Source organism: Ornithinimicrobium cryptoxanthini, assembly GCF_023923205.1.
In the GTDB taxonomy this organism is placed as follows: domain Bacteria; phylum Actinomycetota; class Actinomycetes; order Actinomycetales; family Dermatophilaceae; genus Ornithinicoccus; species Ornithinicoccus cryptoxanthini.
Genome location: NZ_CP099490.1, coordinates 867,268 through 880,479, shown reverse-complemented (window position 1 = coordinate 880,479; position 13,212 = coordinate 867,268). Strand labels below are relative to the sequence as shown.

13 protein-coding genes are annotated in these 13,212 nt (G+C 70.5%); 6 read left to right on the top strand and 7 right to left on the bottom strand.

Going from position 1 to position 13,212, the window contains the following annotated elements:
* Positions 1-197 precede the first annotated feature (197 nt).
* Positions 198-1,760 carry a DEAD/DEAH box helicase gene (locus tag NF557_RS04200; RefSeq protein ID WP_252621926.1) on the top strand — a complete coding sequence of 521 codons (1,563 nt, stop codon included), beginning with the start codon at positions 198-200 and terminating at the stop codon, positions 1,758-1,760.
* Between the two features lie 21 nt (positions 1,761-1,781).
* On the opposite strand, the gene NF557_RS04195 is transcribed toward NF557_RS04200, so the two are convergent.
* Positions 1,782-2,645 carry a PHP domain-containing protein gene (locus tag NF557_RS04195; protein ID WP_252621924.1) on the bottom strand — a complete coding sequence of 288 codons (864 nt, stop codon included), beginning with the start codon at positions 2,643-2,645 and terminating at the stop codon, positions 1,782-1,784.
* A 70-nt stretch (positions 2,646-2,715) separates the two neighbouring features.
* Between NF557_RS04195 and NF557_RS04190 the strand changes: the two genes are divergently transcribed.
* Entirely contained in the window at positions 2,716-3,381 is a 666-nt protein-coding gene (locus NF557_RS04190) for a DcrB/PsbP domain-containing protein (protein ID WP_252621922.1), read from the top strand.
* Positions 3,382-3,414: 33 nt separating this feature from the next.
* Here the strand turns inward: NF557_RS04190 and NF557_RS04185 are convergent, their stop codons facing one another.
* Positions 3,415-4,923, bottom strand: a complete 1,509-nt coding sequence (locus NF557_RS04185; RefSeq protein WP_252621920.1) for a threonine/serine exporter family protein — start codon at positions 4,921-4,923, stop codon at positions 3,415-3,417.
* 109 nt (positions 4,924-5,032) lie between these two features.
* Between NF557_RS04185 and NF557_RS04180 the strand changes: the two genes are divergently transcribed.
* The gene (locus NF557_RS04180; RefSeq protein ID WP_252621918.1) at positions 5,033-6,532 is read left to right on the top strand and encodes an aminopeptidase P family protein; all 1,500 of its coding nucleotides are present in this window, start codon (positions 5,033-5,035) and stop codon (positions 6,530-6,532) included.
* A gap of 28 nt (positions 6,533-6,560) precedes the next feature.
* On the opposite strand, the gene NF557_RS04175 is transcribed toward NF557_RS04180, so the two are convergent.
* Both NF557_RS04175 and NF557_RS04170 read right to left on the bottom strand, forming a co-directional pair.
* Positions 6,561-7,229 carry a YflT domain-containing protein gene (locus NF557_RS04175; protein ID WP_252621916.1) on the bottom strand — a complete coding sequence of 223 codons (669 nt, stop codon included), beginning with the start codon at positions 7,227-7,229 and terminating at the stop codon, positions 6,561-6,563.
* A 55-nt stretch (positions 7,230-7,284) separates the two neighbouring features.
* A complete protein-coding gene (locus NF557_RS04170; protein WP_252621914.1) occupies positions 7,285-7,431 on the bottom strand; it encodes a hypothetical protein in 147 nt (48 codons plus the stop codon).
* 116 nt (positions 7,432-7,547) lie between these two features.
* Here NF557_RS04170 and NF557_RS04165 point away from each other — a divergent pair, with 116 nt between their 5' ends.
* The 3 genes from NF557_RS04165 to NF557_RS04155 are packed head-to-tail and all read left to right on the top strand — an operon-like array spanning position 7,548 to position 10,697.
* Positions 7,548-8,900 (top strand): magnesium transporter MgtE N-terminal domain-containing protein, encoded by a 1,353-nt coding sequence (locus NF557_RS04165; protein ID WP_252621912.1) that lies wholly within the window; start codon positions 7,548-7,550, stop codon positions 8,898-8,900.
* Complete coding sequence (locus NF557_RS04160; protein ID WP_252621898.1) at positions 8,893-9,504, top strand: DUF1003 domain-containing protein; 612 nt, start codon at positions 8,893-8,895, stop codon at positions 9,502-9,504. The genes NF557_RS04165 and NF557_RS04160 overlap by 8 nt, the downstream gene beginning before the upstream one ends.
* A 59-nt stretch (positions 9,505-9,563) precedes the next feature.
* Positions 9,564-10,697, top strand: coding sequence for an Mrp/NBP35 family ATP-binding protein (locus NF557_RS04155; protein ID WP_252621896.1), 1,134 nt, complete (start codon positions 9,564-9,566; stop codon positions 10,695-10,697).
* 23 nt (positions 10,698-10,720) lie between these two features.
* Here the strand turns inward: NF557_RS04155 and NF557_RS04150 are convergent, their stop codons facing one another.
* The 3 genes from NF557_RS04150 to sigE are packed head-to-tail and all read right to left on the bottom strand — an operon-like array spanning position 10,721 to position 13,107.
* Positions 10,721-11,119, bottom strand: a complete 399-nt coding sequence (locus NF557_RS04150; RefSeq protein WP_252621893.1) for a twin-arginine translocase TatA/TatE family subunit — start codon at positions 11,117-11,119, stop codon at positions 10,721-10,723.
* 9 nt (positions 11,120-11,128) lie between these two features.
* The gene (locus tag NF557_RS04145) at positions 11,129-12,478 is read right to left on the bottom strand and encodes a S1C family serine protease (RefSeq protein WP_252621891.1); all 1,350 of its coding nucleotides are present in this window, start codon (positions 12,476-12,478) and stop codon (positions 11,129-11,131) included.
* A 50-nt stretch (positions 12,479-12,528) separates the two neighbouring features.
* Positions 12,529-13,107, bottom strand: a complete 579-nt coding sequence (gene sigE, locus NF557_RS04140; protein ID WP_252621889.1) for an RNA polymerase sigma factor SigE — start codon at positions 13,105-13,107, stop codon at positions 12,529-12,531.
* Positions 13,108-13,212: the final 105 nt, after the last annotated feature.

Here is a 13,212-nt window from a genome sequence, read left to right as displayed (position 1 = left end):
TGGAACCGTAGCGCCCTTGGCAGGGGATAGACTGCAGGCACCAGCGGTGCCCGGTCGGCATGACGCCTGGCTGCCGAGCAGCCGCCCCAGAAGACTTCCGATCGGCCCGAACCACGCAGGGTCCATCGGCAGCAACCTGTCGGTGACCGGGTGAGTTCGCCTCCCCGGCCGGACCCGTCGACCGGAAGAATCCTCCATTGGAAGACAACCGCACCTTTGCCGAGTTCGATGTCCACCCCGACATCGTCGCCGCCCTTGCTGAGGGAGGCATCACCCACCCGTTCCCGATCCAGTCCATGACACTGCCGGTCGCCCTCGGGGGGCACGACATCATCGGGCAGGCCAAGACAGGCACCGGCAAGACGCTCGGCTTCGGCATCCCGATGATCCAGCGCGCCGTGGCCCCCCAGGACAAGGGCTTCGACGCCCTCGCCAAGCCGGGTGCTCCGCAGGCCCTCGCCGTCGCGCCGACCCGCGAGCTGGCCGTCCAGGTCGCCGGTGACCTCACCAAGGCCTCCGCCCGCCGTGGCGGTCTGCGCGTGCTCACCGTCTATGGCGGCCGAGCCTACGAGCCCCAGATCGAGGCGCTGCGCCGTGGCGTCGAGATCGTCGTCGGCACCCCTGGCCGGTTGATCGACCTTGCCCAACAGGGCCACCTGGACCTGGGTCATGCCCGCACCGTGGTGCTGGACGAGGCCGACGAGATGCTCGACCTGGGCTTCCTGCCCGACGTCGAGAAGCTGCTGGGGATGACCCCGGCCGGCCGTCAAACCATGCTGTTCTCGGCCACCATGCCGGGCGCTGTCGTGTCGTTGGCGCGCCGCTACATGACGCAGCCGACCCACATCCGCGCGATGAGCGAGGACGGCGAGGGTCACACTGTGGCCGCCGTCGAGCAGTTCGTCTACCGCGCGCACGCGATGGACAAGGTCGAGATGCTGGCACGCATCTTGCAGGCCGAGGACCGTGGGCTGACGATCATCTTCGCCCGCACCAAGCGCACCGCCGCCAAGGTCGCCGACGACCTAGTCGAGCGCGGCTTCGCGGCAGCCCCCATCCACGGTGACCTGGGCCAGGGGGCTCGCGAGCAGGCGCTGCGCGCCTTCCGCAACGGCAAGGTGGACATCCTGGTCGCCACCGACGTCGCCGCCCGTGGCATCGACGTCGAGGCCGTCACGCATGTGATCAACTATCAGTGCCCCGAGGACGAGAAGACCTATCTGCACCGCATCGGCCGCACCGGTCGGGCTGGCGCCACCGGCGTGGCGGTCACGTTCGTGGACTGGGATGACCTGCACCGGTGGGCGATGATCGACAAGTCGCTGGACCTCGGGATCCCGGCCCCGACCGAGACCTACTCCTCCTCCCCGCACCTGTTCACGGAGATGAAGATCCCCGAGGGCACGCGGGGCACCCTGCCGAGGTCGGCGCGCACCCGCGAGGGCCTGGCCGGCGAGCGCTACGAGGACCTCGGCGAGACGGGTGGTCGCGGAGGGGCCGGTCGCTCCGGCGGGGGTCGCTCAGGCGGTGGCCGCTCCGGTGGCGGTCGCACAGGTGGTGGCGGTGGACGCTCTGGCGGCGGTCGTTCCGGCAGGTCCGGCGACGGCCGTTCCGACGCTGGTCGCGGCCAGTCCGAACGGTCCGACTCCCAGGCCGGGTCACGCCCCAGCGACGGCGAGGGCACCTCGCGCAAGCCGCGCCGTCGGCAGCGGCGTCGTGGCGGCAGCGGCCAGCCGGCCGCCCAGGGCACCAGCGACTAACGCCGGGGTCCGGGCCAGCTATCAGGGCATCGTGAGCTCGGCCCCGAGCGGACCGGTGCCGGTGCCCTGCGCCAGGATCGCGGCCAGCACCTGCGGCGAGGTCGTGTTCTCCCCGAGCAGGTTGGGCTTGCCCGTGCCGTGGTAGTCGCTGGAGCCCGTCTGCAGCAGACCCAGCCGCTGGGCGATCGCGTCGGCTCGGGCCATGTCGGAGGGCGTGTGGTCGCGGTGCTCGACCTCCAGCCCAGCCAGGCCGGCCGCAGCCATCTCCTCGATCACGTCCTCGTCGATGATCCGACCGCGGGCGCTGGCCAGCGGGTGCGCCAGCACCGGGACTCCGCCGGCGGCAAGGGTCACCTCCACCGCCCGCACCGGGTCCGGCGCGTAGTGCCCGACGTAGTAGCGCGAGCCCGAGCTCAGCACCCCGGCGAAGGCCTCATCACGGGTGGCATAGCGACCGCTGGCCACCATGGCATCCGCCAGGTGCGGGCGCCCCAGCGTCGCGCCGTCCTGCGCCTGCACCAGGACCTGCTCGAAGCTGTCCAGGTAGCCGTCCTCGATGAGCAGTTCTGCCATCGTGCGCAGCCGATCGCGCCGTGACGCACGGGCCCGGTCGAGCTCGGAGCGGAAGGCTTCCTTTTCCGGGTCGACCAGGTAGGCCAGCAGGTGCACACTGCTGCCCCGACTCCGGCAGGACACCTCGATGCCGGGGATCACGCTGACCCCCACCTCCAGGCCGGCGCGGTCCGCCGCCGACCAGCCGGCGGCCGTGTCGTGGTCGGTCAGGGCCAGCACGTCCAGGCCGGCGGCCGCGGCCTCGCGCACCACCTGAGCAGGCGGGCCCGTACCGTCACTGTGGCTGGAGTGGGTGTGCAGGTCGATCCGCATGGCCTCAACCTAGCCCGGCCTCCGTCATACTTGATCGGTGAAGGTTGTCCGACGATCCCAAGGAATCCCCATGCGACGCACGACGTCACCGCTCCGCGCGCTGGTTGCGACCGCGACGCTCAGCGCCCTGCTGCTGTCCGGTTGCTCCGACGACGAGCCGTCGGTGGAGGACCCGGCGGACGACTCCGCCCCCAGCGCCTCCGCTGCGCCGGACGAGACCACGGAGACCAGCGCGGCCCCCGACACCGATGCGGAGACGGCCACTGCCGAGCCTGAGCCCAGCGGGCCGGTCTCCTCCGACGACGGCGCCTTCGAGCTGACTCTGCCCGAGGGATGGCTCGACGTGGCCGACCAGGTCGAGCAGAAGGTCGAGATCGCGGTGCGCGACGACGAGATGACTGACGACTTCTACACCAACCTGGTCGTGGCGAGCGAGGACCCGATCGAGGACCTGCAGGAGTCGATCGAGGAGGCCGCGAAGTCGGTGGCCGGCTCGGACGGCGACTACGAGATGCTCGACCCCATCGAGATCGCGGGCGAGGAGGCCTTCGGTTATCTGCTCACCCGCACCACCAACGGCGTGGCCGTCGCGCAGACGCAGCGCTGGGTGGAGCACGGCGACCGGCTGTATGTCGTGACCTTCAGTTCTGCCCAGGGGCAGCAGGAGGCCACCGAGCCGGTGATGGAGGAGCTGTTGTCCAGCTGGACCTGGCAGGACGAGTCCGCGACCGGCTGACACGGGGTCTGCCGCACGCCCGGGTCCGCGAGGTCAGCGCAGGGCGCCTCGCGACCGGTTCCGGGCCCGCTGGGCCGCCAGGTCCAGACCGAAGCGGCGGCGGGCGAGATATTGCCCGGCCCAGACCCCGGCCGCGAGGCCGACACCGATCGACAGCGCGTTGAACAGCGCCTCGGCGGCGGCGGGGAGCAGCACGGTGTCGTCCATCATCAGGAAGATCGCCCGATAGACGGACAGGCCGGGCAGCAGCGGCACGATGCCCGCCATCACGATCGCCAGTTCAGGGACCCGGAGCGTGCGGTGCGCGGCATAGGCGACCGCACCCACGACGGCCGCGGGGAGCACCACGGACCCGCCCACGCCCAGCCCCAGCGGGAAGACCAGCTCATAGACGCCCCACGACCCGGCGGCGATCGCGGCAGCCAGCAGGGTGGCCCGGAAGCCGGTGTAGGTCGACCAGGCGAACCCAGCACCGATGGCGGCGGCGGCGAGGGTCGACTGGACCGGGTTGCCACCGACCGAGACATAGGGCGAGATCTCCATCGGCACACCCAGCCGCCACGCCAGCCCGAGCACCGTGGCCACGCCGACGGCCAGTCCGAGCGTGAGCATGAACATCTCCAGCCCGCGTGCGCCCGCCGTGACGTAGTAGCCGTCGATCGCGTCCTGGGCAGCACCCATCACCGTGAGCCCGGCCAGGAGCAGGATGATCCCGGAGATCACGACGAGGGACGGCGAGTCGACGCCGGGCAGCTCCCAGCCGCGCGAGCGCATCCAGAAGATCAGGACAGCGACCGAGGTGGGGATCGCCGCGCTGACGGCCTGGTTGAAGAAGGCGGCGACCCCGATCCGCGACAGCCACCGCTGGGTCTGGTCCACGACCAGCGCGGTCGCGGCCGCGATCGCCCACATGACCGGACCGGCACCGAACAGGGCAACGACGCCGACGGCGAGCAGCGCGCCACCCCAGCTGACCAACCAGCGCCGATAGGGGTGGGGGGCGGACAGGATGCTCGTCAGCCGCAGCCGGGCCTCCTCCGGCTCCGGTGCCGCGGCGCCCGGGCCGGGCTGGGCGATCTGGTCGACCAGCACCTGCAGGTGTTGCAGGCGGGTGTAGTCCAGGGTGCGCACGCGCACCACCCGCATCAGCGACAGCGGGTCCTCGTCCAGGCCTCGGTGGATCGCCACCGTGATGGACGTGAAGGTGATGTCCACATGGACGGAGTTGATGCCATAGGCACTACACAGGCGCAGCACGGTCGCGACGACTTCCGAGGCGGAGGCTCCGGTGGACAACATCGCCTCCCCCACCCGGAGCGCGAGATCGATCACCGCCCGGGCGTGACGCTGGGAGACCGCGTCGTCGCTGCCGGGCACCCCGATCGCGACGGTGGGCGGACCGACACCACGCACCGCCATCTCCGCCCGCACCCGCCAGGCACGCCCGACTCGCGGCACTCCGCGGACCTCGCGTCCGGGGATCACCTGCGGGCCGGTGACATCGCCCAGCGGCACGTCAGGATGGCTCGGGTCGTCACTCACCCGTCCACCCTAGGGAACTCACCGCGACGGGGCACTTCTGCCTCGGCCGCCCTCCTGGGTCACCTCACCACCGATGTGCCCGGGTCCGCGGTCGTGCGAGGATGGGCAGGTGAGTGAGAAGCAGCACAAGGCCGAACATCGAAGCCGTCCCAACAGCCCCGCGTTCCGCGCGTTCATCGCCAGCGGCTGGGCAGAACACGGCGACCCACTGCCCGAGCAGACCGAGGCGGCGCAGTATGCCGCAGCGCGCCGGGAGGCGGTCTCCTCCGCCTTCGAGGGGGAACGGTTGGTGGTCCCCGCAGGTGGACTCAAGGTCCGCAGCAACGACACCGACTACGTCTTCCGGCCGCACACCGCCTTCGCCCACCTGACCGGCCTGGGCTCCGACCGCGAGCCCGACGCGGTGCTCGTCCTGGACCCGCTCGAGGACGGTGGTCACGAGGCCGTCCTGTATTTCCGCCCGCTCGCCGGGCAGGACACCGAGGAGTTCTTCGCCGACTCCCGCGTCGGTGAGTTCTGGGTGGGAGCCCGCCCGACGCTGGCTGGCATGGCCGCCGAGCTCGGCGTCGAGACCCGCGACCTGTCCGAGCTGCCCGACGCCGTGGCCAAGGACGCCGGTGCCGTCACGGTCCGCGTGGTGCGCGAGGCCGACGCCGAGGTGACCACGCTCGTCGAGACCGCCCGCGCCCAGGCCGCCGAGCACCAGGTCGAGGCGGCCGTCGATGCCGATCTCGAGCTCTCCCGCTTCCTGTCCACGATGCGCCTGGTCAAGGACGAGTGGGAGATCGACCAGATGCAGGACGCGTGCGACGCCACCGCCGACGCTTTCGACGCCGTCGTAGCCGAGCTTCCCGAGGCCGTGCGCCGTGGCCGCGGCGAGCGCTGGGTCGAGGGTGTCTTCGGGTTGCATGCCCGCCACAGCGGCAACGGGGTCGGTTATGACTCGATCTGCGCGGCGGGTGACCACGCGACCACACTGCACTGGATCCGCAACACCGGCGAGGTGCTCGACGGAGACCTGCTGCTGCTGGACGCCGGCGTCGAGCTCGACTCCCTGTTCACCGCAGACGTGACCCGCACGGTGCCGGTCAACGGCACGTTCACGCAGATCCAGCGCAAGATCTATGAAGCTGTGCTGGAGGCGCAGGAGGCTGGCATCGCCGCTGCCCGCCCCGGCAACAAGTTCAGCGACATCCACGCCGCAGCGATCCGGGTCATCGCCACCCGCCTGCACGAGTGGGGTCTGCTCCCGGATGGAGTCACCGTCGAGGAGACGCTGGACCCCGAGCACGGCCAGCAGCACCGGCGGTGGATGGTGCACGGCACCAGCCACCACCTCGGTCTCGACGTGCACGACTGTGCCCTCGCGCTGCGGGAGGACTACATGGACGCCGAGCTGACGCCGGGGATGGTGCTGACGGTCGAGCCAGGCCTCTATTTCAAGGCCGACGACCTGCTGGTGCCGGAGGAGTATCGCGGCATCGGCGTGCGGATCGAGGACGACATCGTGATCACCGAGGACGGGTGCCGCAACCTGTCGGCCTCCCTGCCTCGCACCGCCGACGACGTCGAGGCGTGGGTCCGGGCGGGCGGCGAGCGCTCCGCCTGATCGGTCACGTCCGCGGCTGAGGGGTCGGTCAGTCCTGCGGGCGCTGGTCGGCTGCGGGCGGTCCCTGCGGGGGCTGCTGGGGTCCAGGCTGCTGGGGTCCAGGCTGCTGGGGTCCCGGGTGCTGGGGTCCCGGCTGCTGGGGTCCAGGCTGACCCGCAGCCGCCGCACCCGGTGCCGGTCGCTGGTAGGCCGTGGCCCCGAGCCCATGGGGCAGCTCGACCAGCAGATCGCGGGCCCGCTGCGCGAACTTGTGCTCGGTGAGCACCTCGTAGCGGGTCGCGATGACCTGGGAGACGGACGTGAAGTCGCGCTGTCCGCGCGTCATCGCCTGACCGATCAGCGCCCAGACGAGGGCGAAGACGGCACCGAACATCATCGACCACAGGACGGTCATGAAGGCGTCGCCGCTGGGGGCGAACAGGGCGAAGATGAGACCGACGAAGAGGCCGAGCCAGATGCCGGTCACGCCACCGGCCAGGGCAACGCGCCCCATGGTCAGTCGTCCGGTCACCCGCTCGACCTGACGCAGGTCGGTGCCCACGATCATGCAGTTCTCGACCGGGAAATCACGGTCGGAAAGGAAGTCGACAGCCTGCTGGGCGTCCTCGTACTTGTCGAAGACGCCCAGTGACATCGGGTACTCAAGGGTCAGGCCGCTCAGGCGTCGGCCCCCACCGCTGCTGGGGATGCTGGTCACGTCCCCATCCTTTCACCGATCCGGCGTTGTGCACGCCGCGGGTCGGCGGGTCGGCTCAGCGCGTGCCGAAGAAGAAGCGCTTGCGCGGCTTCAGTGCCTTGCGGCCTGCATCCGAGGGCAGACGGTGCCGGTAGGCGCGAAGCGTGGCGTAGTCGTAGGTGCTGCCGGTCTGGAAACCCATCGGGTTGTTCGTGCTCCTCATGCGAGTGTTGACTGATTCGTAATGTTCAATGCATTATCTCACCTGCAGATTCCTTTCCGCGTCGTGAGGTCGGTCACAGCCGACCGCGGATGCGCCGCGCTGGGTATCCTGCGGGGGTGATCGGCAACCCTCGCGTCTTCGTGGCCCGCCTCGTCGGACTGAGTGTCTTCGACCCGTTGGGCGATGAGGTCGGCCGGGTGCGCGACGTGGTGCTCGCCATGTCCCAGAGGCTGCGGCGAACCAGCGGTCCACGAGCCATCGGTCTGGTGGTCGAGGTGCCGGGCCGTCGGCGGGTCTTTGTGCCGATGACCAGGGTGACCACCATCGATGCAGGTCAGGTCATCACTACGGGCCTGGTCAACATGCGCCGCTTCGAGCAGCGACCCGGCGAGACCAGCGTGGTCTCCGAGCTGTTCGACCGACGGGTCCGGATCAGGGTCAACGGCGAGCTTGAGCCCGCGGTCGTCGAGGACGTGGCCCTGGAGCTGCAGCCGAGCCGCGACTGGGTCGTCACCCGGGTCTTCGTCCGCAAGGGGGCACCGACCCGCCCGCGTCCCGGGCTGCGGCTGCGCCGCCCCAAGGGCGAGGCGGTCCTGGCACCGATCGAGCAGGTCGAGGGGTTGCACCTGTCGGTGGGCGAGCAGGGCGCCGAGGCGCTCCTGGAGAGCCTGGAGGACCGCAAGCCAGCTGACCTCGCGGACGCCATCCACGATCTCTCCCCCAAGCGGCGGGCCGAGGTCACCAGCGCGATGGACGACGAGACGCTGGCCGACGTCCTCGAGGAGCTGCCCGATGACGACCGGGTCGAGATCCTCACCAGCCTGTCGACGGAGCGGGCCGCGGACGTGCTCGAGGTGATGGAACCCGACGACGCGACCGACCTGCTGTCCGGCCTGCCCGACGACACGGTCGAGGAGCTGCTGCAGATGATGCAGCCGGAGGAGGCCGCACCAATCCGGCGACTGCTCACCTATGACGACGACACGGCCGGCGGGATGATGACCCCCGAGCCGGTGATCCTCGGGCCCGAGGCCAGCATTGCGGAGGCGCTGGCCGTCGTCCGCCGCGAGGAGCTCTCGCCCGCCGTCGCCTCGCTGGTCTATGTCTGCCGGTCGCCGCTCGAGACCCCCACCGGACGACTGATCGGGATCGTGCACATCCAACGCCTCCTGCGCGACCCTCCGCACCAGTCCATCGGCAGCATCGTCGACCGCGACTTCGAGCCGGTGCCCGCCGACGCCTCGCTGGAGACCGTGACCCGGCTGATGGCGAACTACAACATGGTGGCGGTGCCGGTGACCGACGACGAGGGCCGGCTCCTGGGAGCCGTCACCGTGGATGACGTGCTCGACCACATCCTGCCCGAGGACTGGCGCGAGGAGCGGCACGACGACCCCTCCCTGGACGAGCCCCCCGGCCTGCGAGACACTGCTCAGGCCGACAGCGACGAGGGGGCCGCCCGTGTCTGACCAGACTCCGAGCATGCCGGCGCGCCGCGACCGCCTGGCCGAGCGCGCCGTCGACCGTGAGGTGGATCGCCTGAGGGACCCTCGAGCCGACCGTCTTGACCAGCCGTTGGCCGCGCAGCGCCGGCTGGTGCGGCGGCCGCGCATGGACCCCGACACCTTCGGCCGGTTCGCCGAGGGCTTCGCCCGTTTCATGGGCACCGCCCGGTTCCTCGGCTACATGACGGTGTTCGTGGCCGTCTGGCTCGCCTGGAACTTCCTGGCCCCCGAGCACCTGCGCTTCGACCCCTATGCGTTCATCTTCCTCACCCTGATGCTCAGCCTGCAGGCGTCCTACGCCGCGCCACTGATCCTGTTGGCGCAGAACAGGCAGGCAGACCGCGACAAGGTCGTGATCGAGCAGGACCGCACCCGCGACGAGCGCAACCTGGCCGACACCGAGTTCCTCACCCGCGAGGTCGCCTCACTCCGGATCGCAATGCGCGACAACGCGACCCGCGACTTCGTGCGCAGCGAGCTGCGCAGCCTGCTGGACGAGATGGAGGAGCGGGGGCTGCAGGTTCGGCAGACCAGGGAGAGCCCGGAAACGGCCCACGGCACCGAATAGTTACCATTTTCACAACACCCGGCGCGGATGCCGTCGCCAACGCGCTTACCATGGGTGACATGTCTGCTCCCACCCTTGATGCCGTCCACGCCGCACTGGCCAAGGTCGACGACCCTGAGATCCGCAAACCGATCACCGAGCTCGGGATGGTCGAGACGGTCGACATCGACGACAACGGCCGGGTCGACACCACGATCCTGCTGACCGTGCCGGGGTGTCCGATGAAGGACACGATCACCAAGAACGTCACGGCCGCGGTCCAGTCCGTCGAGGGCGTCACCGACGTGCGCGTCCAGCTCGGGGTGATGAGTGATGAGCAGCGCGGCAACCTGCGCTCCCAGCTGCGCGGCGGCGCGCCCGAGAAGGAGATTCCCTTCGCCCGCCCCGACACGCTGACCCGCGTCTATGCCGTCGCCTCCGGCAAGGGTGGCGTCGGCAAGTCCTCCGTCACGGTCAACCTCGCCGCCGCCCTGGCTGTCGAGGGGCTGCGCGTGGGAGTGGTGGACGCCGACATCTATGGCTTCTCGGTCCCTCGCATGCTCGGCGTCGAGCTGCCGCCGACCCAGGTCGACGACATGATCCTGCCGCCGGTCCAGCACGACGTGAAGGTCATCTCGATCGGCATGTTCGTCCCCGGCAACCAGCCCGTCGTCTGGCGTGGCCCCATGCTGCACCGCGCGCTGCAGCAGTTCCTCTCCGACGTGTTCTGGGGCGACCTCGACGTGCTGCTGCTGGACCTTCCCCCGGGCACCGGTGACATCGCGATCACTGTCGCCCAGCTGCTCCCCAACTCTGAGCTCCTGGTCGTCACCACACCGCAGAAGGCCGCTGCCGAGGTCGCCGAGCGAGCCGGCTCGATCGCCCTGCAGACCCACCAGCGACTGGTCGGCGTGATCGAGAACATGTCCTGGCTGGAGCTGCCCGACGGCACGCACCAGGAGATCTTCGGCTCCGGCGGTGGCCAGGCCGTCGCCGAGAACCTGTCCCGCTCCATCGGCGCCGAGGTGCCGCTGCTGGGTCAGATCCCGCTGGACACCACCGTGCGCGAGGGCGGCGATGCGGGCCTGCCCGTCGTGCTGGGCCAGCCCGACTCCCCGGCCGCCACCGCGCTGCGAGCGATCGCCCGACAGCTGGCCCACCGCGGGCGCGGTCTGGCCGGTCGCAAGCTGGGCATCACCCCGACGGCACGCTGACCCGTCCCGGGGGCGTCGACGGCTCAGGTCGCGTCGATGTCCCAGGGCGTGGGCAGAGCCGGGTCGAACCGCGTGCCCAGCAGGGCGGGCCCCGCGTCCCGGTCAGCGGCAATCGCGGCCTCGTTCGCCGCCCGACCCGACTCGGTCTCGGCCGGAGCCTGCGCCTGCGCCCCTCCCGGAGTCGCGAGGGCCTCGCGCACGATGCGGCGGGGGTCATACTGCCGCGGGTCAAGGGCTCGCCAGTCGACGTCCTCGAAGCCCGGGCCGAGCTCCTCCTTGATCTGGACCTTGGCGCCCTCAGCCATGTCCCGTGCCGAGCGGACGAACTGAGCCAGCTTCGCGGCATACCCCGGCAGCTTGTCCGGGCCCAGGATCACCAGGGCCAGCACGATCAGCAGCAGGAACTCCCCGCCGTTAGGCATGGTCGGCCCTCACTGCGAGCCCTGGAGCGTCACGGTGACCGTGCGCTCGCTCCCGTCGGCCCCCTGGACGAGCACCTCGACCTGGTCACCCACCGCGTGGCTGCGCAGGACGATCACCAGGTGGCTCCCGTGCTGGATCTCCTCGCCGTCCACCGCCAGGATCACCTCGCCCGCCGTGATCCCGGCACCGTCTGCCGGGCCGCCGGGGACGACCGGCTCGGTCTCGCCAGCACCCTCCTCGAGCACCTTGGCCCCGACCCCGGAATAGCTCATGTCCAGCATCACGCCGATGATCGGGTGGTTGCTCGTGCCCGTCTCGATCAGCTGCGTGGCCGTGTGTTCCACCTGGTTGCTCGGGATCGCGAAGCCCAGGCCGATGCTGCCCGCCTGGCCGCCTATCTCCCCGGGTATCTGCGCGATGGCCGAGTTGACCCCGATGACGGTGCCGTTGAGGTCGAGCAGCGGGCCGCCCGAGTTGCCCGGGTTGATCGCGGCATCCGTCTGGATAGCGTTGATGTAGGACATCGAGCCACCCCCGCCCGCGATCACGGGACGACCCAGCGCGGAGACGATGCCCGAGGTCACCGTGTTGTCGAGCCCGAGCGGAGCACCGACCGCGACCACCGACGAGCCGACGAGCACCGAGTCGGAGTCGCCGAACGCCAGCGCCGGCAGCCCCTCCTGGTCGACCTTCAGGACGGCGATGTCGTATTCCACGTCCTGACCGACGATCTCGGCCTCCATGTCCGCGCCGTCGGAGAAGGTGACCTGCACGGTGCCGTCGTCCACGGCGCCCTCGACGACGTGGCTGTTGGTGACGATGTAGCCGTCCTCGCGGATGACGAAGCCGGACCCGACCCCCTCGCCCCCTTCGGTGCCCACCGAGATGAAGACGACGCTCGGCAGGGCGTGCTGGGCGATCGCGGTGACGGGGGTGGTCGGGCCGTTCCCCGCCGGCACGGCGGCGACCACGCGCGGCTCGGCTTCCTGGCTCTGCTGTGCGGTCTGACCTGCGACATAGCCCATCGCACCTCCGCCGGCGGTGCCGAGCAGCAGGGCACCGACCAGCACTCCCCCCGAGCGTCGCGGACGACGACGAGGTGGCGCCGCCCGATAGGCCGAGGCACCCCCAGTTCGAGAGGGTGCGGCAGTCTGGGTCGCGTGCCCCGACGGGGCTCCGGGTGAGGAGAGTGCGGCGAAGGTCGAGTGGTGCCCGGGGGTGTCGTATGCCGATGGCCCCTGTGCCGGCGTGCCGCTCGGCGGAGGTGGGGCATAGGTCTGGAAGACCGACGTGTGCTCGAGCGGGATCGGGGACGTGTCGTCACGCTCGACGTCCTCGTCACGCCGCTGCTCAGCCATGCACCTGATTGTGCCTGATCAAAGGGCCTTGGCCGAACCCGACAGCCACCTCAGCCCAGGACGGGGATCGGCTGGCTGTGCGTGACCTTGGGCCGGCGCGGCGGAGGAGCCCGGTGCGCGAGCGCCTCGCGCAGCTGGGCTCGCCCACGGTGGATGCGAGAACGCACGGTGCCGAGCTTGATGCCGAGGGTCTGGGCGACCTCCTCATAGGAGTAGCCCTCGATGTCGCTGAGCACGACCGCGGCCCGGAACTGGGGTGACAGGGCGGCCAGTGCCCGCTGCACGTCATTGTCCAGGTGCGTGGCGTCATACTGCTCCTCCGGCCCACGCAGCCGGCTGGGCAGGCGTGCCGCAGCCTCGTCGCTGAGCGCGTCGAAACGGATCCGCTGCTTGCGCCGGACCCGGTCCAGGAACAGGTTGGTCGTGATGCGGTGCAGCCAGCCCTCGAACGTGCCAGGGCGATACGTGTGCAGCGAACGGAAGACCCGGATGAAGACATCGTGGGTCAGGTCCTCGGCATCGTGCTGGTTGCCGGTGAGGCGGTAGGCGAGCCGATAGACACGTGCCGAGTGATCGCGCACGATCTCGTCCCAGGACGGGACCTGCCACTCCTGCTGTCCTGCATCCATCGCGTCCTCCGTCGGGCCTGGTGACACGGCCCCTGCACCGATGCCACACGACGAACGATGGCAGAGCCGGCTGGGAGATTCCTGAGCGCGGGGAGCGCATTAGGC

Excerpts from the sequence above, each read along its gene's own strand:
- NF557_RS04195 (WP_252621924.1), bottom strand. The coding sequence starts at position 2,645 with ATGCGGATCGACCTGCACACCCACTCCAGCCACAGTGACGGTACGGGC.
- NF557_RS04155 (WP_252621896.1), top strand. The coding sequence starts at position 9,564 with ATGTCTGCTCCCACCCTTGATGCCGTCCACGCCGCACTGGCCAAGGTC.
- NF557_RS04170 (WP_252621914.1), bottom strand. The coding sequence starts at position 7,431 with ATGAGGAGCACGAACAACCCGATGGGTTTCCAGACCGGCAGCACCTAC.
- sigE (WP_252621889.1), bottom strand. The coding sequence starts at position 13,107 with ATGGATGCAGGACAGCAGGAGTGGCAGGTCCCGTCCTGGGACGAGATC.
- NF557_RS04190 (WP_252621922.1), top strand. The coding sequence starts at position 2,716 with ATGCGACGCACGACGTCACCGCTCCGCGCGCTGGTTGCGACCGCGACG.
- NF557_RS04145 (WP_252621891.1), bottom strand. The coding sequence starts at position 12,478 with ATGGCTGAGCAGCGGCGTGACGAGGACGTCGAGCGTGACGACACGTCC.
- NF557_RS04150 (WP_252621893.1), bottom strand. The coding sequence starts at position 11,119 with ATGCCTAACGGCGGGGAGTTCCTGCTGCTGATCGTGCTGGCCCTGGTG.